This window comes from Streptomyces sp. NPDC044002, assembly GCF_056434525.1.
This window is the reverse complement of record NZ_JBWKEZ010000062.1, coordinates 24,963-46,491: the sequence shown is the minus strand read 5'-3', so window position 1 is coordinate 46,491 and position 21,529 is coordinate 24,963. Positions and strand designations below refer to the sequence as shown.

General features: G+C 72.6%; 23 protein-coding genes and 2 pseudogenes. 9 read left to right on the top strand and 16 right to left on the bottom strand.

The window, feature by feature from the left end:
* Positions 1-129: 129 nt before the first annotated feature.
* Complete coding sequence (locus AC07A6_RS33175; protein ID WP_362458218.1) at positions 130-696, bottom strand: DJ-1/PfpI family protein; 567 nt, start codon at positions 694-696, stop codon at positions 130-132.
* Positions 697-914: 218 nt separating this feature from the next.
* Between AC07A6_RS33175 and AC07A6_RS33170 the strand changes: the two genes are divergently transcribed.
* On the top strand, positions 915-1,739 hold the full coding sequence (locus AC07A6_RS33170) for an endonuclease I family protein (RefSeq protein ID WP_362458221.1): 825 nt from the start codon (positions 915-917) through the stop codon (positions 1,737-1,739).
* Positions 1,740-1,748: 9 nt separating this feature from the next.
* On the opposite strand, the pseudogene AC07A6_RS33165 reads toward AC07A6_RS33170, so the two are convergent.
* The 3 genes and pseudogenes from AC07A6_RS33165 to AC07A6_RS33155 all read right to left on the bottom strand — a co-directional run.
* Positions 1,749-2,210, bottom strand: a pseudogene (locus AC07A6_RS33165) (alpha/beta hydrolase); the annotation flags it as partial.
* Between the two features lie 92 nt (positions 2,211-2,302).
* Entirely contained in the window at positions 2,303-2,896 is a 594-nt protein-coding gene (locus tag AC07A6_RS33160) for a hypothetical protein (protein WP_362458224.1), read from the bottom strand.
* 145 nt (positions 2,897-3,041) lie between these two features.
* A complete protein-coding gene (locus AC07A6_RS33155; RefSeq protein ID WP_478779599.1) occupies positions 3,042-4,679 on the bottom strand; it encodes a beta-N-acetylhexosaminidase in 1,638 nt (545 codons plus the stop codon).
* 118 nt (positions 4,680-4,797) lie between these two features.
* Here AC07A6_RS33155 and AC07A6_RS33150 point away from each other — a divergent pair.
* The 5 genes and pseudogenes from AC07A6_RS33150 to AC07A6_RS33130 all read left to right on the top strand — a co-directional run.
* Positions 4,798-5,031, top strand: a pseudogene (locus AC07A6_RS33150) (hypothetical protein); the annotation flags it as partial.
* Positions 5,032-5,387: 356 nt separating this feature from the next.
* Positions 5,388-5,522 carry a lasso RiPP family leader peptide-containing protein gene (locus AC07A6_RS33145; protein ID WP_478779598.1) on the top strand — a complete coding sequence of 45 codons (135 nt, stop codon included), beginning with the start codon at positions 5,388-5,390 and terminating at the stop codon, positions 5,520-5,522.
* 181 nt (positions 5,523-5,703) lie between these two features.
* On the top strand, positions 5,704-7,392 hold the full coding sequence (locus tag AC07A6_RS33140) for an asparagine synthase-related protein (RefSeq protein ID WP_478779597.1): 1,689 nt from the start codon (positions 5,704-5,706) through the stop codon (positions 7,390-7,392).
* On the top strand, positions 7,319-7,627 hold the full coding sequence (locus tag AC07A6_RS33135) for a lasso peptide biosynthesis PqqD family chaperone (protein ID WP_478779596.1): 309 nt from the start codon (positions 7,319-7,321) through the stop codon (positions 7,625-7,627). Before AC07A6_RS33140 ends, AC07A6_RS33135 begins: the two co-directional genes overlap by 74 nt.
* Positions 7,600-8,037, top strand: a complete 438-nt coding sequence (locus tag AC07A6_RS33130) for a lasso peptide biosynthesis B2 protein (RefSeq protein WP_478779595.1) — start codon at positions 7,600-7,602, stop codon at positions 8,035-8,037. Before AC07A6_RS33135 ends, AC07A6_RS33130 begins: the two co-directional genes overlap by 28 nt.
* A 120-nt stretch (positions 8,038-8,157) precedes the next feature.
* Here AC07A6_RS33130 and AC07A6_RS33125 read toward each other — a convergent pair whose 3' ends face one another.
* A complete protein-coding gene (locus AC07A6_RS33125; protein ID WP_478779594.1) occupies positions 8,158-9,363 on the bottom strand; it encodes an MFS transporter in 1,206 nt (401 codons plus the stop codon).
* A gap of 202 nt (positions 9,364-9,565) precedes the next feature.
* On the opposite strand from AC07A6_RS33125, the gene AC07A6_RS33120 reads away from it, so the two are divergent.
* Entirely contained in the window at positions 9,566-10,018 is a 453-nt protein-coding gene (locus AC07A6_RS33120; protein WP_125605116.1) for a MarR family winged helix-turn-helix transcriptional regulator, read from the top strand.
* A 4-nt stretch (positions 10,019-10,022) separates the two neighbouring features.
* Here the strand turns inward: AC07A6_RS33120 and AC07A6_RS33115 are convergent, their stop codons facing one another.
* From AC07A6_RS33115 to pdxR, 5 genes are all read right to left on the bottom strand, one after another.
* Positions 10,023-10,589 (bottom strand): hypothetical protein, encoded by a 567-nt coding sequence (locus tag AC07A6_RS33115; RefSeq protein WP_362458237.1) that lies wholly within the window; start codon positions 10,587-10,589, stop codon positions 10,023-10,025.
* Positions 10,586-11,290, bottom strand: a complete 705-nt coding sequence (locus AC07A6_RS33110) for a sigma-70 family RNA polymerase sigma factor (RefSeq protein ID WP_478779593.1) — start codon at positions 11,288-11,290, stop codon at positions 10,586-10,588. Before AC07A6_RS33110 ends, AC07A6_RS33115 begins: the two co-directional genes overlap by 4 nt.
* An 8-nt stretch (positions 11,291-11,298) precedes the next feature.
* Positions 11,299-11,787, bottom strand: coding sequence for an LAETG motif-containing sortase-dependent surface protein (locus AC07A6_RS33105; protein ID WP_362458243.1), 489 nt, complete (start codon positions 11,785-11,787; stop codon positions 11,299-11,301).
* Positions 11,788-11,922: 135 nt separating this feature from the next.
* Entirely contained in the window at positions 11,923-12,837 is a 915-nt protein-coding gene (locus tag AC07A6_RS33100) for a nitroreductase/quinone reductase family protein (protein ID WP_478779592.1), read from the bottom strand.
* A gap of 341 nt (positions 12,838-13,178) precedes the next feature.
* Entirely contained in the window at positions 13,179-14,660 is a 1,482-nt protein-coding gene (pdxR, locus tag AC07A6_RS33095) for a MocR-like pyridoxine biosynthesis transcription factor PdxR (protein ID WP_478779591.1), read from the bottom strand.
* 29 nt (positions 14,661-14,689) lie between these two features.
* Here pdxR and AC07A6_RS33090 point away from each other — a divergent pair, with 29 nt between their 5' ends.
* Entirely contained in the window at positions 14,690-15,622 is a 933-nt protein-coding gene (locus AC07A6_RS33090) for a DMT family transporter (RefSeq protein WP_478779590.1), read from the top strand.
* A gap of 36 nt (positions 15,623-15,658) precedes the next feature.
* Here AC07A6_RS33090 and AC07A6_RS33085 read toward each other — a convergent pair whose 3' ends face one another.
* Positions 15,659-16,033, bottom strand: coding sequence for a YbjQ family protein (locus tag AC07A6_RS33085; RefSeq protein WP_362458255.1), 375 nt, complete (start codon positions 16,031-16,033; stop codon positions 15,659-15,661).
* Between the two features lie 233 nt (positions 16,034-16,266).
* Between AC07A6_RS33085 and AC07A6_RS33080 the strand changes: the two genes are divergently transcribed.
* On the top strand, positions 16,267-16,797 hold the full coding sequence (locus AC07A6_RS33080; protein WP_478779589.1) for an SH3 domain-containing protein: 531 nt from the start codon (positions 16,267-16,269) through the stop codon (positions 16,795-16,797).
* Between the two features lie 72 nt (positions 16,798-16,869).
* Here AC07A6_RS33080 and AC07A6_RS33075 read toward each other — a convergent pair whose 3' ends face one another.
* The 5 genes from AC07A6_RS33075 to AC07A6_RS33055 form a co-directional block, all read right to left on the bottom strand.
* Positions 16,870-17,802: a phosphatase domain-containing protein gene (locus AC07A6_RS33075; protein WP_478779588.1), complete on the bottom strand. Its 933-nt coding sequence runs from the start codon at positions 17,800-17,802 to the stop codon at positions 16,870-16,872.
* Between the two features lie 2 nt (positions 17,803-17,804).
* Positions 17,805-19,013 carry an RNA ligase gene (locus tag AC07A6_RS33070; RefSeq protein WP_478779587.1) on the bottom strand — a complete coding sequence of 403 codons (1,209 nt, stop codon included), beginning with the start codon at positions 19,011-19,013 and terminating at the stop codon, positions 17,805-17,807.
* A 74-nt stretch (positions 19,014-19,087) separates the two neighbouring features.
* Positions 19,088-19,756 carry a Rossmann-fold NAD(P)-binding domain-containing protein gene (locus AC07A6_RS33065; RefSeq protein WP_362458266.1) on the bottom strand — a complete coding sequence of 223 codons (669 nt, stop codon included), beginning with the start codon at positions 19,754-19,756 and terminating at the stop codon, positions 19,088-19,090.
* 89 nt (positions 19,757-19,845) lie between these two features.
* Positions 19,846-20,817, bottom strand: coding sequence for a tellurite resistance/C4-dicarboxylate transporter family protein (locus tag AC07A6_RS33060; RefSeq protein WP_478779586.1), 972 nt, complete (start codon positions 20,815-20,817; stop codon positions 19,846-19,848).
* Positions 20,818-20,821: 4 nt separating this feature from the next.
* On the bottom strand, positions 20,822-21,448 hold the full coding sequence (locus AC07A6_RS33055; protein WP_427710665.1) for an alpha-ketoglutarate-dependent dioxygenase AlkB: 627 nt from the start codon (positions 21,446-21,448) through the stop codon (positions 20,822-20,824).
* Between the last annotated feature and the right edge of the window lie 81 nt (positions 21,449-21,529).

Here is a 21,529-nt window from a genome sequence, read left to right as displayed (position 1 = left end):
ACCCTCAAAGTCGTACGCATCGAACTTCTCTATGTCGAGGCACATCACATTGGCGCCCACATGGTTGGCCTGGAAGGTAGCAGCTGCCGCAGGGGGCCCCGTCCGGCCCCCCCCCCGGTCCCCGCGCCCCTACGCGAGCGGCGCCTTGCCGCGCAGCACGGTCAGGAACTCCCGCATCCAGGCGGGGTGGTCGGGCCAGGCACGGGCCGAGACCAGGGTGCCGTCGACCACGGCCTCGGAGTCCAGGAACGCGGCCCCGGCCGCCTTCACGTCGGGCTCCAGCGCCGGGTAGGCCGTGACCCGGCGCCCGTCCAGGCCGCCGCTCGCGGCGGTGATCAGCGGGCCGTGGCAGATCTGCGCGATCGGCTTGTCGTCCCCGGCGAAGGCGGCCAGGATCCGGCGCACCTCCGGGTCGTTGCGCAGGTACTCCGGCGCCCGCCCGCCCGGGACGACGACGGCCGCGTACTCGGCGGGATCCACGTCCGCGAAGGCGATGTCGGCGGGCCAGGTGTAGCCGGGCTTCTCGGTGTAGGTGTCGAAGCCCTCCTCGAAGTCGTGCACCACGAACCGCAGCTTCTTGACCGCGGGCGCCGCGATGTGCACCTCGTACCCCTCCTCCCGCAGGCGCTGGTACGGGTAGAGCACCTCCAGGGACTCCGCCGCGTCGCCGGTCACGATGAGGATCTTCACTGCCATGGGCCACTCCGGTGAGAGGTGTCGGCGGCCGCGTCGGGGCCGCCGGGGGCACCCGCTACCGTGCCCGGACGGCACCGCGGACAAACACCAAGGTCCACGTCCCCGACACATGGTTTTCACGTGTAAGGCACATGACAATAGGATGCTCGCTCTGCCACCTGATACCCCGCCAACTGCCATGGCGGGGACGGTGTTTGTGGAGAGGTATCCCCCACGTCATGAGAATCTCCCGTACCGCCCCCTGGGCCGCCGGGCTCGCCGCGGCCGCGCTGTTCCTCATACCGGCCAGCGCCACCGCCGGCCAGCACCGCACCGCCGCCGACAGCGCGCAGGCCGCTCCCCAGGCCTACCCGGTCACCGTCGACGACTACTACGCGCCCGCGGCGGGCAAGACCGGCGCCGCGCTGAAGACCGCGCTGCACGACATCATCAAGACCCAGTCCAAGGTCAGCTACGACGGCGTGTGGAACGCGCTGAAGGTCACCGACCAGGACCCGGCGAACCCCAACAACGTCATCCTGGTCTACTCGGGCCGCTCCCAGTCCAAGTCCACCAACGGCGGCGGGGTCAACGACTGGAACCGCGAGCACGTCTGGGCCAAGAGCCACGGCGACTTCGGCACGGCCACCGGCCCGGGCACCGACCTGCACCACCTGCGCCCCGAGGACGTGACCGTCAACAGCACCCGCGGCAACAAGGACTTCGACAAGGGCGGCAGCCCCGTGGCGGAGGCGCCGGGCAGCTTCACCGACGCCGACTCCTTCGAGCCCCGGGACGCCGTCAAGGGCGACGTCGCGCGGATGCTGCTGTACATGGCGGTGCGCTACGACGGCGGTGACGGCTTCGCGGACCTGGAGATGAACGACAGGGTCAACAACGGGACCGCCCCGCTCTTCGGGCGGATCAGCCTGCTGAAGCAGTGGAACCAGATGGACCCGCCGGACGCCTTCGAGAAGCGCCGCAACCAGGTCATCTACGACACCTACCAGCACAACCGCAACCCGTTCATCGACCACCCGGAGTGGGTCAACTCCATCTGGTAGCCGCCCGCTTCACGCCCCGGCGCACTCCAGGAGCAGCCGCGCCAGCTCGCGCGGCCGGGAGAACATCGGCCAGTGGCCGGTGTCCAGGGTGCGCAGCTCCCACCGGTCGCCCTCCAGGAGCCGGGCCACGTCCGGGTTCGGCTCGGCGCCGTCGAGCAGGCACTTGACGTACGTCGCCGGCAGCGCGCCCAGCGGGCCGGCGAGTACGGCCGGCTCGGCCAGACAGGCGCCGGGGTGCGGGGTGGCGCCCGCGAGGAACCGGACGATCTGCTCGTCGTCGAGTTCCTGGCCGGCGAGGTCGGGTGCCGTGAGCGGCGCCCAGGCGCCGCCGTTCGCGGCGAGCTCGGCCTCCAGCCGCTCCGGACCCTGCCACCAGGTGGAGACGAAGGACTCCCCGTGGGCGGGGACGTCCGAGTCCAGGAAGACCACGCGGGCGAGCCGGCCGCCGATCCTCTCGGCGGCCTGGCCGACACGCCCACGAGCCGAGCCACGCGCCTGCCACCAGTACGAATTCGCTCACGGCGGCACGGTGGCAACGCGGTCCGACGAGCCCTCCCCCGGCGCTACTTGACGTAGACCTCGTCGAGGGTGTCGATGACGCCGTCCGCGTTCAGGTGGTAGCGGAAGGGCAGACCCGAGTTCGGGTGGGCGATCACCCACGAGGTCAGCTCGTGCGTGCTGATCGGCTTGCCCATCACCTCGCCCGGCAGGATCGGCGCGGTTGCGGTGATCTTGGCGGTCTCCGAGATCGGGTAGAAGGTCTCCTTGCCGACCGGCTCGAAGGGCCCGGGGCAGCCGAACTCCCCGTGCCGGACGATGAGGTTGTGCGAGCCGCCCTCGGGCGTGTAGCGGTACACGGCGATGGTGTCGGGCGAGATCGGCATCTTGTGGTCGCAGGCGGGCGAAGGGGCCGGAGCCGGGGGCTTCTTCCCCGTGGGGCCGGCCGGCGCCGAGGGCTTCGCCGACGCGGCCGGCTTCGAAGGCGCGGGCCCGGCGGGCGTGCCGGCCGGGGAGGGCGCGCCGGGGGCCGACGGGGCGGCCGCGCCGGGCGGTCCGTCCGGCGCGGCCGTGTCGTCGCCGTTCTGGCAGGCGCTGAGCACGAGTGCTCCGCACATCGCGAGGGCGGCCATGGCCGCCTGCCCCCGTACCGCTCCCATGCCCGTCTCCCTCTGCCGCGTTCCGGTGTCGCCGCACCGTAACCCTCGGGATTCGGCCAGGGCGATGGCCTGAAGTGATTCGTCACCGGTCCGGGACCGGGTCGTTGCGGAGTGCGGACCCGCGCTGCCGCTCAGCGGATGGCGGTCACCGCTCGGCGGAGAGCCGGCCGGCGAGGGACTGGAAGTCCGTCCAGGCGGCCTGCGGCGGTCGGGGGTCCCAGAGCTTCTGGGACAGGGCGGCCAGCGGCAGCCGGATGCCCGCGGCCACCTGGTCCGGGGTCTGCGAGGCGGCCAGGTCGCACCAGACGGCGAGGCGGCCGCCGAGCACCTGCGGGTCGTAGCGGGCCGGGACGGCGGTGGTGCCGCGCAGCACGAGCGGGGTCCACTGCTCGTAGATCCGCTTGCCGGTGGGGTAGGTGAACTGGTTGGGCTCGCCGAGCACGTAGTAGAGGTACTCGTCGTTGAGGTTGACCACCTTGCGGCCGGCGTCCAGGTACTCCAGCGGCGGCCGGGCGCCGATCTCCTTGCCCGTCCAGTACTCGGCCTGGATGTCCCGGGCGGCCTGGACGGTGCCGCCCCGGAAGAAGCCGTCGTTCCACGCCTTGAGCGCCTTGCCCGACGGCCGGACCACGGCCGCCCGGTCGTTCAGCCAGCCCGTCGCCAGGTCCTGGACCCGGGCGGTGGGGCCGTAGCGGGCCCGCGCGGCGCTCGCGAGGCCGGGGAAGGAGGCCTGGGGGTCGCGGACCACCAGGGCCTGGTACTCGTCGGCGCCCAGGTGCCAGGCGCCCGCCGGGAACAGCGGCAGGTACTCGCGCAGCAGGTCGTCGACGAGCTTCGCCGACGCCGGGTCGGATATGTCCACGGCGCCCTTGACGGCCCGGCCCGCCGCGTCGCGCAGCTGCAGTTCGGGGTGGACGCGGAGCACGGCGCCGAGGTGTCCGGGCGAGTCGATCTCGGGGACGACCGCGATGTGCAGCCGGGCGGCGAGGGCGTTGATGCGGCGGACCTCGGCCTTGGTCAGGTGCGGGGTCGAGACGATCTCGGGGTGGGTGGCGGACTCGATCCGGAAGGCCTGGTCGTCGGAGAAGTGCAGGCCGAGCTGGTTGAGTTTGAGGTCGGCCATCTCGCGCAGCCGGCCCTCGATCCACTCCGGGGTGAAGTACTTGCGCGCGATGTCGAGGTTGAGTCCGCGCTGCGGTTTGGCCGGGGCGTCCTCGACCGTGCCCTCGGGGGCCGAACCGGCCCCGCGTATCTCCTGCTTGAGGGTGCGGGTGCCGTAGAAGACGCCCGCCTCGTCCGGGCCGCTGATCCTGACCCGGCCGTCCTTGACGGTGAGGGTGTACGACTCCGCCGGGCCGGAGCCCTTCGCGGCGAGGGCGAGCTGGACGTCACCGGTCGCGCCCTGGTCCGACTCGGCGTACCCGAGGCCCAGTTCACCGGCGAGCAGCTTCCCCTCGTCGGCCAGGGCCGCGCTGTCGGCGGGTGCGACGAGGACGCGGGCGCCGGGGGCGGGCTTCCAGCCGGGGCCCCGGGCGGGCACGTGCTCGCGTACGGACGGCACGGTGCGCGGGGCGGTGGAGAGGGGATACGACGACGGGGGCGGCGCGGGCGGCCCGGTCGGCGTCGGGGAGGGAGTGACGGGGGCCCGGGAGGTGGCGCCCGGAGCGGCGCGGGTGCCGTCGTCTCCGGCGGAGCAGGCGGGTACGGCGAAGGCGACCAGCGTGGCGGCCGCTGCCGTCGCGATGGCCCGACTTCCGCGGAACCGCCCGGTCGTCTGCCTCATGGTGCACCGTGTCCCCCGTACCAACCTGGCACGGGGGACTCGGTCGCGCGACCCGGGGCGGCGCCTGGGTGTGTCGTCCCGGGACGTTGGTGAGACGCGTGCCGGGTGCTCGAAATGTGTGAGGGCCGCCGGGTTCGGTGTGGATCGCGATGGCTGCGTCGTTGCGGACGGCCGGCCCGCGCGGCGGGCCGCCGGGCGTTTCCAGGTCAGCCACACCACCGCCGCCCGCTGGGCCACCCGCTACCGACAGCTCGGCATCGTCGGAATGTGCTGCCACCTCGCCGTTTCTCCCCGTCCGACCGTCCCGCGCCGGGGCACCGCGCGGACGGCCACGAAATATGAACTGCATATAAGCCATCGCGATCAAAACAAGACACCGGATCGCACATAGGGCCTCCATATCACAGTAAACCTTTAAGGGGAATTCATTTTCCCTGATGACGGTGCGGGGTGACGCCAGAAGTTCTCTTGATCAAGATCGCGAGATCGAGTAAGGTCGGGCAAGCCGGGAGGATCCCGAACAGACCGTTCGGGGATTCATATCTGGCGCCTGGCTCGATTGGGCGATGCTTCAAGTGGCGGCCCCGTGAAAAGGGAATCCAAGCACCCCAATCATTGGGTGCAGCTGATTGCGTATCGTCCAGCGAGCCTGCAGGGGCAGTGCCTCTTCAAGCAAAATCACCTTTCAACCCGAACAAGGAGATTATTGTGAACGAGCAGAACGAGCAGTCCACCGTCGAGCCGTACGTCGCCCCGATGCTGGCCGAGGTCGGCGAGTTCAACGAGGACACCCTGGGCTTCATCGGCTGGGGCAAGGACATCTTCGGCCACTACGGCGGCTGATCTCCGGCCGACTGTCCTTTAAGGGGACGTATAGATGACCTTCTCTGGGTTCGCGGTTCTACCTGACATGGCGGCCGCATCGGAGGCGCAGGCACTGTTACCGTGGGTTTCTCCACGAGTGGTCCTGCACCCATCGGGGCGGCCATGGCTCGTAGGCCAGTGGGCGCCTGATGAAATACAGGTGGTCGCAGCGGGCTCAGTTCGTGTGGCGGTGATCGGAATATCTCCGATCACCGCCACGCGGTTGACCGGCCTGGCCGGGCGGATCAAGGTTCCATCTGATGTGGATGCGCTGGCGGCGGCCCTGCCGGGGTCCTGTCATGTGGTGGCCTCGATCGACGGCAGGGTGCGCGCGCAAGGCTCCGTCACCGGGTTGCGTCGAATGTTTCACGCACGGATCGATGGCGTGACGGTTGCCTCAAACCGGGCTGATGTGCTGGCGGCGATGACGGGCGCCGGAATCAACGAGCAGGCCCTGGCTGTGCGAGTGGCTTCAGGAGGCTTCGTTCCGAGCCCGTTGAACGATGAGCCTCTTTGGTCGGGCGTCTCGTCGCTGGCGCCGGATTGCTGCTTGATCTGGGATCGCGAGCGGACACAGGAAGTGCGCTGGTGGCAGCCGCCGGCCCCCGAACAGTCCCTGCTGTCAGGCTCGGCGTCCGTCAGGCAAGCGCTCTCCTCGGCCTTTGAAGGTCGAGGGTCGTCCGAAGGTCGCATCAGCAGCGATCTTTCCGGTGGCATGGATTCAACGTCATTGTGTTTTCTCGCCGCGCAGAGCACCCCGGACCTGGTGACTTTTCGATGGGGTGAGGCGGAGGCGGGCAATGACGATGCCGAGTTCGCTTCGCAAGCCATCAGAGCCTTGGACTCTGCCGAGCATGTGGTGGTTCCGCCTTCCGATCTCCCGTCACTGTTCGACGGCTCGGACATTCTGATGGACATCGAAGAGCCGTACCCCTTCATCCGCACTGCCGCCCGAACGCATCACACTGCTTCCCTGCTTGCAGGCCTCGGAGTTCGTCGACACCTGGCCGGCCATGGAGGAGACGAGCTTTTCACCCCGTTTCCCGGATACCTGCCTCAACTGCTGCGACGTCATCCCGTAACTGCAATAAGGCATATGCGCGGGTACTCGGCACTGAAACGGTGGCCTCTGACGCGCACACTCGCTTCATCAGTCAAAATCGGCAGCATAGGGCAGTGGTGGGAACTTCAGGCAGATCAACTCACCTGCCCGCCCGCCCGTAAACGCCAGCCCGCTCTGGGGTGGGGCTTGGCGCCTGTCCATGCACCGGCCTGGGTCACCTCCAAGTCAATCGATCTGACTCGAGAAGCATTCCGGCATGCTGCCATACGAGTGCGACCGCTCGCCGGCAATCTGGGGCAGCATCAAACTCTTCTGGCGGTGCGAACGAGTGCGCCGTGGTACCGGATGCTCTCCCGGCTGTTCGCGAGCAAAGGCGTGCAGCTGGACATGCCGTTCTTCGATGACCGAGTGGTCGAATCGGTACTAGGCGTCGAGACTCACGAGCACTCCGGCCCCTGGCGGTACAAACCGCTACTGGCGGACGCGATGCGAGGAATCGTCCCTCAGTCCGTACTCGGGCGCTCCAGCAAGGGTGAGTTCAGCGAAGAAGCGCGTACCGGACTGCGGAGCAACCTGCCGACGATTCTGAATATGTTTGAAGATTCGGCTCTGGCGACCCACGGCCTGATCGACCCGGCTGAATTGCGAACCAGATTGATGGCCCCTCAACCGGATATTTCCGTGAGCATGGCACTTGAACCCTTGATCGGCTGTGAAACGTGGTTGCGGGCCGCAATGCAACCCACCCCTGTTTGGAGGTTTGACACCCGTGCAGCTTCATCCTGAGGTAGCCCTCACCGAAACCGACGACGGGGCTGTCCTGCTTGACGGTCGCGATGGACGCTACTGGCAACTGAACACCACGGGCGCCTATGTCCTCAGCCGAGTGCTGGTAGGCCATGAGCCCTCCCAGATCGCGGCTGATCTCGCGGCCAGACACAAGATAGATCTCCGACGAGCCCAAGACGACGTGACTGCTGTCATAGAGCACCTGTGCGCGAAGCGGCTGGTGCAGCGGTGAGCACGTCAGTCGTTCTCTCCGAACGCCGCCGGCTGCCTCTGCACCGGCGCGTGCGGCCCCTATTGGTTGTCGGCATTGCCCGCGTGCTTGCCAGGGCCAAACCTTCCCGGCTGAAGTCGATCTTGGAGTACATCCGGCGTGGGGCAACACCGGCGACAGCAGCACAGGCCCTCGAAGCGCGGGAAGCCGTCGTATCGGTGAGCCTTCGTTGTGCCGGACAGCACTGTCTTCAACGCTCGATCGCTACCGCGTTGCTCTGCCGTACGCGGGGAGTCTGGCCCACCTGGCGCACCGGCGTGCGCACCCACCCCTTCGCGGCGCACGCATGGGTCGAAGCTGACGACCAGGTCATTGGCGAGCATCATCCCAAGGGGTATTACAAGCCCATACTTACAGTGGCTCCGGAATGATGCTTCCGCTGGCGGAGTGATCGTCCGACAGGCAATGGTTCAGCGTTCCGAAGCAAATCGTGATGCGGGCCTTGCACAGGAGGCTGTCCTCGACGCGGGCATCGCCGCTGCGGGTGCGGGTCAGTGGTGGGCGGGGGCGGCCACCGGGCTCGGGTCCGCCGTACGGTCCGCCGCGCGGCGGAGCGTACGGCGCTCCAGCGCTCCGGAGACGAGGGCGAGGACGAGTGCGGAGGCGGCGAGGGCGGCGCCGACCCAGTTCGGGGCGGTCCAGCCGAGTCCGGCGGTGATGACGAGCCCGCCGAGCCAGGCGGCGAGGGCGTTGCCGAGGTTGAAGGCGCCGATGTTGACGGCGGAGGCCAGCGTGGGGGCGCCGGCGGCCTGGTCCAGGACCCGCTTCTGCAACGGCGGCACGGTCGCGAAGCCGAGGGCGCCGATGAGGAAGACGGTGACGGCGGCGCCCGCCTTGTCGTGGGCGGTCAGGGTGAAGAGGGCCAGTACGACGGCCAGCGCGCCCAGGGACGCGTACAGCATCGGCATGAGCGCCCGGTCGGCGTAGCGGCCCCCGACAAGGTTGCCGGTGACCATGCCGAGTCCGAAGAGGACGAGCAGCCAGGTGACGGAGGTGTCGGCGAAGCCGGCGACGTGGGTCAGCATCGGGGTGATGTAGGTGATCGCGGCGAAGACCCCGCCGAAGCCGAGGACGGTCATCGCCATGGCGAGCAGCACCTGGACGTTGCGGAACGCGGCCACCTCGTGGCGCACCCGTACGCCTTCGGGGCGGGGCAGGTCGGGGACGAGGCGGGCGATGCCGAGCAGGCCGAGCACGCCGAGGGCGGCGACGATCAGGAAGGTGACGCGCCAGCCGAGGTGCTGGCCGACGAGGGTGCCGAGCGGGACGCCGACGACGTTGGCGACGGTCAGGCCGGTGAACATCATGGCGATGGCGCCGGCCTTCTTCTCGGGCGCCACGAGCCCGGCGGCGACCACCGAGCCGATGCCGAAGAAGGCGCCGTGGGCGAGGGAGGCGACGACCCGTCCGGCCAGCATCACGCCGAAGGCGGGGGCGAGCGCGGAGAGCACGTTGCCCGCGATGAACAGGCCCATGAGCAGCATCAGCATGCGCTTGCGGGGGACGCGGGTGCCGAGGACGGTCATCACCGGGGCGCCGAGGACCACGCCGAGGGCGTAGCCGGTGACCAGGAGGCCGGCGGTGGGGATCGAGACGCCGTAGCCGGCCGCGACCTCGGGGAGGAGGCCCATGATCACGAACTCGGTGGTGCCGATCCCGAAGGCTCCGATGGCGAGGGCGAGGAGCGCGAGAGGCATGACGGAGCAGCCCTTCAGGGTGCGGGGGCGGGGTGGGGGTGGCGCCGGGCGAGCGTTTTTGCGCTCGCCGGTAACGCTCGTCCACATTAATTGCAGACGCGGGATATTTGCAAGCGCGGGCTATTGCGCCGGTGACCTATCCTTGGCTTGCACGCGCGAGAGCACGGTCACGCCCGCGCCACGCCCACGACGGAGGAGCCCCATGACGGCCACGGACAGCGCACTGACCGGCCTCGCCCAGGGCTGGTGCGCCCTCTCCCTCCTGCACGGCCGGATCGAGGCGCACATCGAGCGGGCCCTGCAGGCCGGTCACGGGCTGAGCGTGCGCGAGTACTCGCTGCTGGACGTGCTCAGCCGCCAGCACGGCGGCCCGGGCGGGCACCTGCGGATGCACCAGGTCGCGGACTCGGTGGTGCTCAGCCAGAGCGCGACGACCCGGCTGGTCAGCAGGCTGGAGGACCGCGGGCTGCTGAGCCGCTACATCTGCGACACCGACCGCCGGGGCATCTACACCGACGTCAGCGAAGCGGGCCTGGCCCTCCTGGACCAGGCCCGCCCGACGAACGCCGCCGCCCTGCGCGAGGCCCTGGACGAGGCCGCGCTCGTACCGGAGCTGGCCCCGCTGGTGGCGGCAGTGGAGAACGGCACCCGCTAGGGGGTCAGCCCCCCGGCTTCGAGGAGGGGCTCGGGCTGCCCGCCGGCATGCCGGCCCCGCCGGAGGGGACCGGCGTGGCCGAGCCCCCGGCCGGCACCGTCGCCGGCGGCCCGGACCGCGACGGGCGCACCGGGGCCGACGAGGTCGACGGCGGCGGCGTGGGCGAGGGCGATCCCGCCCCGGTACCCGACCCGGCAGGGGCGGAGGACGAGCCCGGCGGCACCGAGGCCGACGGCGACACGCTCGGCCTGGGCGAGCCCGAGGGCCCGGTCGGGCTGAGCTCCGGCGGCGCGGCGGGCGGCTCGGGACGGACCGGCCGCTGGTCGGGCCCGCCGAGCACGAGGTACCCCGCCAGGGCTGCCGCCGCCAGGCCGGACACGCCCGCGAGGGTCCACGCCCCGCGGCGCAGCCACAGGGCGCGCGGGGACAGCCGCCGCAGGTGCGGGCCGGGCGGATCGGCGGGCCGCAGCGAGACGACCGTCACCTCCTCGGCCCGGGCTTCCAGGGCCTGGCGCAGCCGGCGCTCCACGGGGCGTTCGCCGTCGGGCGCCGTACCCGTAGGACCGGTCATACCCTTCCCTCCAGAATCCGTTCCAGCGCGTCCAGGGCGCGGCTGGCGTTCGACTTCACCGCACCGCGGCTGATGCCCAGCGTCTCGGCGATCTCCGCCTCGCTCATGTCCGCCCAGTAGCGCAGCACCAGCACCTGGCGGCGGCGCACGGTCAGTCCGCCCAGGGCCGCGAGCACCTCGCGGTGGGCCTCCCCCAGGACCACGGACGCCTCGGCGGAGGGGACGTCGGCGGCGGCCGGCGGGGTCCAGGCGCGGGCCGTGCGCCGCCGGCGCAGCACGGACCGCGCGGTGTTCACCACGGAGGTGCGCAGGTAGCCCAGCGCGTTGTCCACCTCCGAGATCTCCTCCCCGTACCGGCGGTAGAGGGCGGTGAAGGCGTCCTGCACCACGTCCTCGGCGGTGCCGAGGTCGTCGACGAGGAGCACCGCGAGCCGGACCATGCCCAGGCGGTGGGCGTGGTACAGCTCGCTGACGGTCGGCGGGCGCGGGACCTCCGCCGCGCCGGAGCCGCCGCCGTCGCCGCCGTGACCGTACGCGGAGTCGTGCGCGTACGTGTACGCGCGGGCCCCCGCCGCGAACGCGCCGGGGCCGGCCGCGGCCGGTGCGGTGCGTTCGCGGCGCGTGATCCACCACCACAAGCCCCGCCACGTCCGGGCGGAGCCGGACGTGAGGGGGCTGGCGGATGGTGCGAGTTCGAGCACGGGTGTCCTCAGTTGGCGGCGCGGCGCCGCACGGCGAACAGGGCGCCGCCGCCCGCGGCGACGAGCGCGGCCGCGCCGGCGCCGAGGGCGATGGTGGTCGCCGAGGAGCCAGTATGCGCCAGCTCGGAACCCTCACCGGAACCGGCCGCCCCGGAAGGCTGGGCCGACGGCCGGCCGGACGGCTGGGCGGAGGCGGGGTGCGAGGGGACGGGGGTGGGCTTGCCGCTCGCGGGCGAGGTCGGGGCGGGGCTCGGCGTGGCGCTGCCGCTGCCGCCGTTGCCGCCGCCGGCCGGGTGCGAGGGGACCGGGCTGGGCTTCCCGCTCGCGGGGTGCGTCGGGAAGGGGCTCGGCACCGCGGAACCGGAGGGTGCGGGCGAGGCGGTGGGTCCCTGCGCGGCGGACACCGGCCCGGCGAGGGCGAGGACCGCCCCGGCGGCGGCAGCGGCGACGGCCGCCCGGCGGGCGGTGGCGGGAACAACGCGCTTCAGGTTCTTCACAGTGGCTCTCCACGGTCGGGTCCGGGGCGGGAACTTCGCCCTTCACCCCCGCACGACGTGCGAGTGCCCGATCGGTTGCCGCCGTTTCGAAAAAACTTTTCGCGCGCTCCCGCCCCGCCCCGCCCCGCCCCCGCCTCAGGGGCGCGGCGGCGGCCAGGGGACCTCCTCCAGCAGGGGCAGCAGCACCTCCTCCTCGTGGTCGAGGTGGGCGTTCAGCTCCGCCGTCATCCGTGCCAGTTCGGTGCGGAACCGCTCGGGTTCGGCGATGGCCACCCGGCCCAGCAGGGCGACGAGTTCGCCCTGGATCCGGGCGACCGTGCGGTGTTCCCCGCGCAGCCGCTCGAAGACGGGTGCCAGGTGCGGGTGGTGGGCCAGGGTCCCGGGGAACAGGTGGGCGTCCTCACTGGTGTGGTGGAACTCCAGGCCCTGGCAGAAGGCCAGGCAGCGCTGGCGGATCTGGAGCCCGAGCCCGGGCGCCGGCGGGCCGCCCGGCCCGGTGTGGGCGGCGCGGGCGGCGAAGTGGGCCTCCGTCTCGGCGCCGACGTGGCGCAGCTGGGCCCGCAGCCAGGTGTGGACCTCCAGGAGCTTCCCGGCGAGGGTGCGGACCTCGCCGGGCTGCCAGCCGTCGGGTTCGGCGGGCTCCAGCCGGACGACGGGGAGCACGCGGGTGGTGCGCGCCTGGTAGTCGGCGTATCCGGGGGCGGCGCGCACGACGGCTTCGAAGAGCTCCTCGCGGCGGGCGCCTTCCGCCGGTACGGCGAGGGCCTCGAAGGTGTCGGTGCCGAGCTCGACCCGCACTTGGGGGTGGACCAGGAGGTTGTGGTACCAGGCGGGGTGGGCGGGGGCTCCGAGGTTGGAGCCCACGGCCAGCAGGACGCCCTGGTGGCGGACGAAACCGAGCGGGGTGGTGTGCTCGGCTCCGGAACGGGCGCCGGTGGTGGTGAGCAGGAGCAGGTCCTCGCCCTCGAACCAGCCGCCTACCTTGCCCCGGTTGGCGCGGAACTCTTCGATGACGGAACGGTTGAAGTCCTGGGCGGGTGTGGTGGGCACGTCTTTCTTTCTCTCTCTGGGCAGGCCGCTGCGGCACGCCTCCGGTCCCCCGACGGGCCGCGGTGGAGCGGGAGTCGCCGGGGCGGGGCGTGCGGGAGCGGGCGTACGGACTCGCGTGCGTGCGGAGTCCCGGAAGAAGGGGAGGCGGCTGCGGCTCGATGGCCGGCCGCGACGCTGGAGCCGCCGGTGCGGCGGCGCTACGTCAACTGCGGGGCGCGGAGTACTGACTCATGGCGTGTCCCTGAGTGAAGGGTGTTCGCCCGATCACCGGCCGGCCCACTGCTCTGTGGCCGGAGTCACGCGACACCGTCGGCCATTAGACGCGGCGGGAGCGGGAGTTGTCAACGCCGATGATCTTGGAGGTGCTCCCGCAGGGCCCGGCCCAGGACGGCGACGCCCTCCTCGATCTCGCCCGCCGGCCCGGCCGCGTAGCCCAGGATCAGGCCCGGCGGGCCGGGGCGCAGCCGGTGCCAGGACAGCGGGTGCGTCTTCACCCCGAGGGCCAGGGCGGCCCCGGCGACGGCGGTGTCGTCGAAGGCCGCGCCGTCGAAGGTGACGGTCAGGTGCAGCCCCGCGGCGGCGCCGTGCACCCGGGCTCCGGGCAGGTGCGCGGCGACGGCCCGCAGCATCGCGTCCCGGCGGCGGCGGTGGCGGCGCCGGACGAAGCGCAGGTGGCGTTCCAGTTCGCCGGAGTCCATCAGGCGGGCGAGGACGAGCTGCGCGAGGACCGGGTTGCCGAGGTCGGCGTACCGCTTGGCCTCCACGACCGGTTCCCGCAGGCGGCGCGGGACCAGCAGCCAGCCCAGCCGCAGGGCCGGCGCCAGCAGTTTGGACACGCTCCCGGCGTAGCAGACCCCCTCGGGTGCGAGGGCCCGCAGGGCGGGGACGGGGGCGCGGTCGTAGCGGTGCTCGGCGTCGTAGTCGTCCTCCAGGACCAGTCCTCCGGCGGCGGCCCAGGCCAGCAGTTCGCGGCGGCGCTCCCCGTCGAGGACGACCCCGGTCGGGAACTGGTGCGCCGGGGTCATGAGCACCGCCCGCGCCCCGCTCGCCCGCAGCGCGGCCACGTCCAGCCCGGCCCCGTCCACGGGTACGCCGACGACGTCCAGCCCGCCGTGTTCCAGCTGTTGCCGCGCCCCCAGCGAGCCGGGGTCCTCCACCGCCACCCGGCGCACTCCGGCCGCGGGGAGCACCTGCGCGAGCAGCCCGAGGGCCTGTGCGACCCCGGCGACCACGACGACCTCGGCGGGATCGACCCGGATCCCCCTGTTCCGGGCCAGCCAGCCGGCGACGGCCTCCCGGAGGGCGGGCGCGCCCTGCGGGTTGCCGTAGCCGAAGTCGGCCGGGGTGAGGGCGGCGAGCACCCGGCGCTCGGCCTGGAGCCAGGCGGTGCGCGGGAAGGCGGTGAGGTCGGGCACCCCGGGCGAGAGGTCGATGCGGCAGGGCTCGGCGCGCAGCGCGTCCACCAGCCCGCCGCGCGGTACCGCCGCCGCGGGCCCGGCCGCCGGGGGCGGCGGTGCGGCGACGACGACGGTGCCGGCCCGGCCCCGGCCCGCCACCTGGCCGGTCTCGGCGAGCCGCTGGTAGGCCTCGGTCACCAGCCCGCGGGAGACGCGCAGTTCGGCGGCGAGCACCCGGCTGGCGGGGAGCCGGCTGCCGACGGGCAGGGTGCCGTCGGCGATGGCGGCGCGCAGCCGGCCGGCGAGCCACTCGGTGCGGTTGCCGGGCGGGGCCTGGCCGATGTCGAGCTGGAGGAAGTCCGACCCGGTCTCGGTCCCCCGGCCGGTTTTGGACCCCTCGGCGGCACCTTCTTTGGACCTGCTCACGGGACCATTGTGCCTCCAGGCTGGACGGCATGAGCACTTCCACTCCCACCCCGTCCGCCCCGTCCGCCGCATCCGCCTCCCTCTCCGCCCCGCTGCGGGACCTCGCTCCCGGGATCACCGGCATGGCACTGGTCGGCAGCAGCGTCACCGTCTCCCGCTCCCTGGTGGACGCCCCGCTGTTCGCCGCCCAGGCGGTCCGCTACGTGGCCGCCGCCGTGATCCTGGTCCTGCTCGCCCGGGCCGCCCGGGTGCCGCTGTCCCGCCCCCGGGGGCGGGAGTGGCTGTGGCTGGCGGGGATCGCGGCCGGCGGGCTGGTGCTGTTCAACGTGGCCGTGGTGCGGGGCGTCGCGCACGCCGAGCCGGCCGTGATCGCCGTGGCGGTGGCCTCCGTACCCGTCCTGCTCGGGGTGGTCGGCCCGCTGCTGGAGAAGCGCCGGCCCAGCCGCCGGGTGCTGCTGGCGGCGCCCGTGGTGGTCGCCGGGGCGGTCCTGGTCGAGGGGACGGGGCGCACGGACGCCGCCGGGGTCGGCTGGGCGGTGCTGGCGCTGGCCTGCGAGGCGGCGTTCACCCTGCTCGCGGTGCCGGTGCTGGGGCGGCACGGCGCGTGGGGGGTGTCCGTGCACGCGGTGTGGATGGGGGCGGTGATGCTGGCGGTGCTGTCGGTGTGCACGGAACGCCCGTCCGCGGTGGCGGAACTGACCGTCCGCCAGTGGGGTGCCGTCGGGTACCTGGCGGTGCTGGTGACCGCGGTGGCCTTCCTGCTCTGGTACCGCACGGTGGCGGCGGTGGGCTCCGGCCGGGCGGGGCTGCTGACCGGCATCGCCCCGCTCGCGGCGGCCGGCGCCGGGGCCCTGTCGGGCGGCGGCGTTCCCGGCCCGGCGGTGTGGCTGGGCCTGGCGGTGGTGGTGGCCGGCCTGGCGCTGGGCCTGCGCGGCGGCGACGGCTCCGCCGACGCCCGGTGACCGCCCGGTGACGGCGCGACCGCTCCGGGGCCGGCGTCAGGTCCCGGCGGGGACCAGGACCACGGCCGTGCCGTAGGCGCACACCTCCGTCCCGACGTCGGCGGCGTCGGTCACGTCGAAGCGCATCATCAGCACCGCGTTGGCGCCGCGCGCCCTGGCCTGCTCGATCAGCCGTTCCATGGCCTGGTTGCGGGTCTCCACGAGGGTCTTGGTGAGCCCCTTGAGCTCGCCGCCGATCATGGACTTCAGGCCGGCCCCGATCTGGCTGCCGAGGTGGCGGGAGCGCACGGTGAGCCCGAACACCTCGCCGATGACCTGCTCGACGCGGTAGCCGGGGACGTCGTTGGTGGTCACGACCAGGACGCCGGTCTGCTGGGCGCCGGGGCCGCCGCCGTAGTCTTCGATACCCATGGGCCCACTGTGCTGCCGGGGCCCGCCGCGCGCATCCGCAGGATTCCGGGCGTGACCGCGACCGCCAACGCAACCCCGACCATCATGAAGATATTGGGCATATCGGGCTAATCGGCGGTGCGTCGGCCGGGGGCGGCCGCGTCCCCTCGTCATAGTCGTCGGTGGCAGCCCCCGGGCCGCCACCCCCAGCCGCGCCCGGCGGCCGGGCGGAAGCCTTCGTGGAGGAGCGGCTCATGCTGAAGCCCACCCGGACCATCCTCGCTCTTGCCGCCGGCAGCATGGTGCTCGGCCTGTTCGGCGCGGGCGCCGCCGCCGCGGACAACGGTCCGGTGGACAAGGAGCCCGGCGCGGCGCAGGTCCGCGGCGACGACGACGGGCACGACGAGTACAGCGAATACGACGACTCGGACGAGTACGACGACGAGGACTACGAGGACGGCGACGGCCGGCCGGAGGACGGCGACGGGCCCGTCATCTACCCCAAGCCCAAGTACGCCCTGGGCCGCGTCGTCTCGCAGGGCCCGCTGAAGATCCGCAGCAAGCCCAGCACCCACTCCAAGGTGCTGGGCAAGGTGCACCCGCACCAGAAGCTGACGCTCGTGTGCAAGAAGCGCGGCGAGCGGGTCGACGGCAACGACATCTGGTACCTGCTGGAGCGCAAGGACGGCGACGACCGCATGGCCGCCATGAAGTACGACCACAAGCGCGCCTGGGTCTCCGCCCGCTACGTCAAGGACGTCACCCCGGTGAAGTGGTGCCGCTGACCTTCGAGGACCGCACCGCAGGGCGTACGGGAGGGGCCCCCGGGCCGCGCGTCCCGTACGCCCTGCGGCGTGTCAGAAGTCCCCGTAGTTGACCTGCCAGGTCGGCAGCCCCATCCGGCGCCAGACGGCGACCACCCGGTCCCGGTCGTCCAGCGAGACCCGCACCGCGTAGCGGTCGCGGACGTGCGCGTCGAAGAGCTCGGCCTTGACCACGTCGTCGCGGCGGGTGTCGCCCGCCGCCCGCATCCACAGCTCGTCGTACGGCACCTCGTGGCGCTGCAGCCAGGACTCCGTCTGCTCCCGGTGCTCCTCGCTGCGGCCGGACAGCAGCACGATCACGTCCCCGTCCGCCCGCCGGAAGGCGTCGAGCGCGTGCCGGACGGGCTCGTTCAGGAGGTCGGTCTCGCAGCGCGAGAAGTCGTACGGGCCCCGGTCGCCGGTGAGGGCGAGGGTGCCGTCGATGTCGCACATCACGGCCGGGGGGAGCTCCGGGTCGGCGACGTACGTACGGACGGGCGGCTGGTCGTTCAGCCACTCCGCGGTGAGCCGCCAGCCGCCCTTCTTCGCCTTGGCGTGCTTGTCGGCCAGGATCCGGATGATCTCCTCGCCGACCGGCCGCTCGCGCGCCGCGTCGCGGCGCAGGCACTCCTCGACGGGCACGTCGGTGAAGTCGTGCACGACGAAGGTGGCGCGCCCGGCGGCCGCCGCCTTGAGCCGCTTGGGGATGTTCGACGTCAGGTGGGTGTTGTCGACGACAACGTCGAAGCCGTCGTCGACGGCCGCGCGGACCGCCGCGTCCTGGACGGCGAGCACGGTCTGCTCGTGCCGGTAGGAGCGGCCGCGCTCGGGGTCGGGCAGGTCGAGCATGGCCCGCAGGTCGTCGAGGTTGACCCGGCGCATGCGGCCGCCGGCCTCGGCCTGGAGGGCGCGGGCGGCCGTCGTCTTGCCCGAGGCCGGCAACCCTGTCATGACGTGGACCACGGGGAGTCGGGGCTCTTCGGACACGTTCAGTTCTCCTCGTCGGTGGTGTAGGGGTCGGCCGTCTCCGGCCGTACGGCCCGCCAGCTGACGAGCTCGGTCGAACGGCCGTCCAGGCGCAGGAACATGGCCGAGCGGATCTTGCCGTCCCGGACCTCCTTGGCCGCGCGGGCGAAGGCGGCCCGGTCGCCGGCCAGGTGCGCCAGCGCGTCGAAGGCCTCGTCGATCTCCCGTTCACGCCGGGCGAAGGCGTCCTCCAGCCGGACGATGACCTCGCGCACCCACGCGTCGAACTCGTCGGGGACCTGCTCCAGGAGTGCGTCGAGCGGCTTGCCGCCGGCCTCCTCCACGTCGGCGACAGTGCAGTTCAGGCCCTGTGCGAGCAGCTTGGCGGACACTCCCGCGAAGCGCTGGACGCCGTGGGCGCGCCAGATGTCCCGCTCGTTGACGCCGGTCAGCAGCCGGTGCAGGCGCACGTACTCCGAGAGCTTGGCCTTCGCGCGCACGCCGGAGGCGAACCGCAGCACGAACCCCTCGGCGTCGGTGCCGGTCGCGGACCCGCCGCCGGGCAGGGTGTTGGAGTCGGCCAGGGCGAGGAGCTCGTCGAGCGGCATGGCGGGCCACACCTTGACGACGGAGCCGATGTCCTGCCAGTGGCCGGCCGCCTCGGCGAGGGGCACCTCGGTGCCGTCCGGGCCGAAGGCGGCGAGCAGGACGAGGTCCCGGCGGTCGCCGTAGTCCACCACGATCCGGTTCTGCGGGTAGAGCATCTCCGCGAGGTAGGTCGTGCCGGGCACCAGGGCCGAGGTGTCGCGGGTGTCGAGGAGGCGCTGCGCCCAGGCGGCCTGGGAGCTGATGAAGGATCCCTTGGAGGCGGCCCGCCAGTGGTCCGCGTAGTGGAAGACCACGGCGAGGCTGCCGTCGACCTTGTCGTACACCTCGAACGTCTCGTCGGGCAGGGCGGGCGCGTAGGGGCGGCCGGAGGTGTGCTCGCCGACGTTGAAGAACTTCGGCAGCGGCAGCGCGACGACCGCTCCGGTCTCGTCGTCGGCGACGAGACCGCGGCAGCGGGTGGTGACCCTGTTCCACACCTGTTCGTACTGGGCGGTGCGCGTGTACGTGTAGATGGACAGCGGCAGTTCGGGGTGCTGCTTGCGGGTCACGTGTCCGGCGTCGATGGCGTCCGCCAGCTCCTGCGCGGGCAGCAGGCCGTGCAGAGTCAGGTGGTCCTGGCTCATGTGGGGTTCCTCCCGGTTCGAGATGGCTCATTCTCGCGTGCGGGAGGGAGTCCCCGGTAATCAATTACTACTGGTCACCGGCCGAGGCGGTTGATGTCCGGGGAGCGCAGGATCCGGGTGCCGGGCTCCGCTCCGGGGGTCGCCACCGCGATCATCGCCCGGCCGAGGGCCTTGGTGGTGGTGAACTGGTTCGGCGCGAACCGGCCCACGAGGGGGTAGAGCGGCTTGGTGACCACGTAGCCCACGCGGTGGAGCCAGGTCCTGGTCGGCATGCCGCTGACGGGCTGGACGATGCTGGGCCGGAACATGTAGGCGCTGAAGGGCAGGGCGAGCAGGTCGTTCTCCGTCTTCCCCTTCACCCGGGCCCACATGGTGCCGCCCTGTTCGGTGCTGTCGGTGCCCTCGCCCGTGATGTAGGTGAAGGTCAGGGCCGGGTTGGCGGCGGCCAGCGGGCGGGCGACCGCGAGCGTCAGGTCGTAGGTGACGGCGCGGTACTCCTCCTCCTTCTTGCCTAGGGAGGAGATGCCCAGGCAGAAGAAGCAGGCGTCGTAGCCGGACAGTTCACCGGCCAGGTCCGACAGGTCGGTCGGGTCGGGGCGGATGTGCTCGCGCAGTTTGGGGTGGCTGACGCCGAGCGGGGTACGGCCGATGGACAGGACGCTCTTGACGGAGTCGTCGCGCAGGCATTCGAGGAGCACGCCGCGCCCGAGCATTCCGGTTCCGCCGTAGAGGATGACGTTCATGGGCTCAGCGTAGGGTCGTGCCCGGCGGGCCGGGCCGCAGGTGCGGCTTCCGTCGAGCGGCTGTGGGCCGTGCTTCGAGCGGTTCCGGATCAGCCGCCGTCAGACCGTCGGGCCGCCCTGCGGCCGGGGCGGGAGCGGCTGAGGGTGAAGGCGAGGAAGGTCAGGACCCAGGCGGCGACCGCGATCCACAACAGCACCTCGCCCAGGGGGCGCAGCCACGGGACCCCGGTCGCGGGGGCGGCGGTGAGGCAGGCGGTCGCGGTCATGCCGAGGGGGAAGACGGTGGACCAGCGGCGGACGTCGTAGCGCGGGCGGGGGCTGCGGAGTTCGGCGGCGAGGAGGACGGCGTACCAGGCCAGGGAGATGCCGAGGGCCGTCAGGGTGGCGGCGCGCAGGGCCGTGTGCGCGGGGCCGGTCCACAGGGGCAGGGCGGTGAGTTTCGCCCCGGCGAGGGCGGTGATGGACAGGGCCCCGCCGGCCACCCAGTGGTCGCCCGCCCCGCTGACGACCTCGTGGAAGTCGAACCGGGTCAGGGCCAGGCCGTACAGCAGCAGGCCCAGGCAGAAGCAGGCCAGGGCGGCGAGGGCGAGCCAGTGGACGTTCCCGGCGGCGGCCAGGGCGGCCGCGAGGACGGCGAGGCCCTGGGTGGCGACGCAGACGAGGAAGGCGGCGCCGGGCATGCGGCGGCGCCAGTGGCGTACGACGGCGAGGAGGAGCCCGGGCCACAGCAGGGCGGCCAGCGCGAGCAGGGCGGCGGCCTCGCGCTGCCGGCCGAGCTGGGAGAGGCGGGCGCCGAGCACGGTGGTCGCGGCGACGGCGGTGAGCGCGGCCGGGGTGTCCGCCTCGGCCCGGAACCGGCCCCGGTCGCCGATGAGCCGGGCGGCGAAGTCGCCGGCCAGGACGAGCCACAGCCCGCCCGCGACGACCAGCGCGGCGAGGGAGAGCCGGGTGCGGCCGGTCAGCTGCAGGGCGATGGAGAGGATCCCGGTGGCCATGACGGCTCCGCCCGCGGCGGGCTGCAGGGCGGAGCACCAGGACCTCAGACGGCTCCCGCTGCGCATGGCCTCACATTACGCCGCGGGTGCGGAACTGGACGCTGATCCGGGGGCCGACGGCCCGCGCCGTCTTGGGGACGGCGTGTTCCATGGTGCGCTGGCAGGAGCCGCCCATCACCACGAGGTCCCCGTGGCCCAGCGGCAGCCGCAGCAGGGTGGGGCCGCCGTCGCGCGGGCGCAGGACGAGGTCGCGGGGGTCCCCGACGGAGAGGATCGCGACCATGGTGTCCTCGGTGGCGGAGCGGCCGGTGCGGTCGCCGTGCCAGGCGACGCTGTCGCGGCCGTCGCGGTAGAGGCAGAGCCCGGCGGTGGCGAAGGGCTCGCCGAGTTCGGCGGCGTAGTGCCGGCCGAGGGCGTCGCGGGCCTCGGTGAGGACGGGGTGCGGGAGCGGCTCGCCCTCCCGGTAGTGGGCCAGCAGCCGGGGGACCTCCACCTCGCGGTCGTACATCTGCCGCCGCTCGGCGCGCCAGGGGACCTCGGCGGCGAGCCGTTCGAAGAGGGCGTCGGCCCCGGTGAGCCAGCCGGGGAGGTGGTCGGCCCAGGCGCCGGCTCCGAGCACGGTCCTCCGTACCGGTGAGAGCGGTCCGAGCCGGATCTCGTCGGTCTGGTCGAAGAGGGAGCCCTGGAGTGCGTGCATGGGACCAGCCTACCCCCGCTCTCGAACATGTGCTCGAACGAATGGGGGGGCTCCGGGGGGTGGTCCGGCGGCCGCCGGAAG

Bases quoted from the DNA above. Each gene is read 5' to 3' on its own strand.
- AC07A6_RS33070 (WP_478779587.1), bottom strand. From the start codon at position 19,013: ATGAGCCAGGACCACCTGACTCTGCACGGCCTGCTGCCCGCGCAGGAG.
- AC07A6_RS33060 (WP_478779586.1), bottom strand. From the start codon at position 20,817: ATGCGCAGCGGGAGCCGTCTGAGGTCCTGGTGCTCCGCCCTGCAGCCC.
- AC07A6_RS33155 (WP_478779599.1), bottom strand. From the start codon at position 4,679: ATGAGGCAGACGACCGGGCGGTTCCGCGGAAGTCGGGCCATCGCGACG.
- AC07A6_RS33115 (WP_362458237.1), bottom strand. From the start codon at position 10,589: ATGACCGGTCCTACGGGTACGGCGCCCGACGGCGAACGCCCCGTGGAG.
- AC07A6_RS33175 (WP_362458218.1), bottom strand. From the start codon at position 696: ATGGCAGTGAAGATCCTCATCGTGACCGGCGACGCGGCGGAGTCCCTG.
- AC07A6_RS33160 (WP_362458224.1), bottom strand. From the start codon at position 2,896: ATGGGAGCGGTACGGGGGCAGGCGGCCATGGCCGCCCTCGCGATGTGC.
- AC07A6_RS33120 (WP_125605116.1), top strand. From the start codon at position 9,566: ATGACGGCCACGGACAGCGCACTGACCGGCCTCGCCCAGGGCTGGTGC.
- AC07A6_RS33090 (WP_478779590.1), top strand. From the start codon at position 14,690: ATGAGCACTTCCACTCCCACCCCGTCCGCCCCGTCCGCCGCATCCGCC.
- AC07A6_RS33065 (WP_362458266.1), bottom strand. From the start codon at position 19,756: ATGAACGTCATCCTCTACGGCGGAACCGGAATGCTCGGGCGCGGCGTG.
- AC07A6_RS33125 (WP_478779594.1), bottom strand. From the start codon at position 9,363: ATGCCTCTCGCGCTCCTCGCCCTCGCCATCGGAGCCTTCGGGATCGGC.
- AC07A6_RS33085 (WP_362458255.1), bottom strand. From the start codon at position 16,033: ATGGGTATCGAAGACTACGGCGGCGGCCCCGGCGCCCAGCAGACCGGC.
- AC07A6_RS33080 (WP_478779589.1), top strand. From the start codon at position 16,267: ATGCTGAAGCCCACCCGGACCATCCTCGCTCTTGCCGCCGGCAGCATG.
- AC07A6_RS33170 (WP_362458221.1), top strand. From the start codon at position 915: ATGAGAATCTCCCGTACCGCCCCCTGGGCCGCCGGGCTCGCCGCGGCC.
- AC07A6_RS33055 (WP_427710665.1), bottom strand. From the start codon at position 21,448: ATGCACGCACTCCAGGGCTCCCTCTTCGACCAGACCGACGAGATCCGG.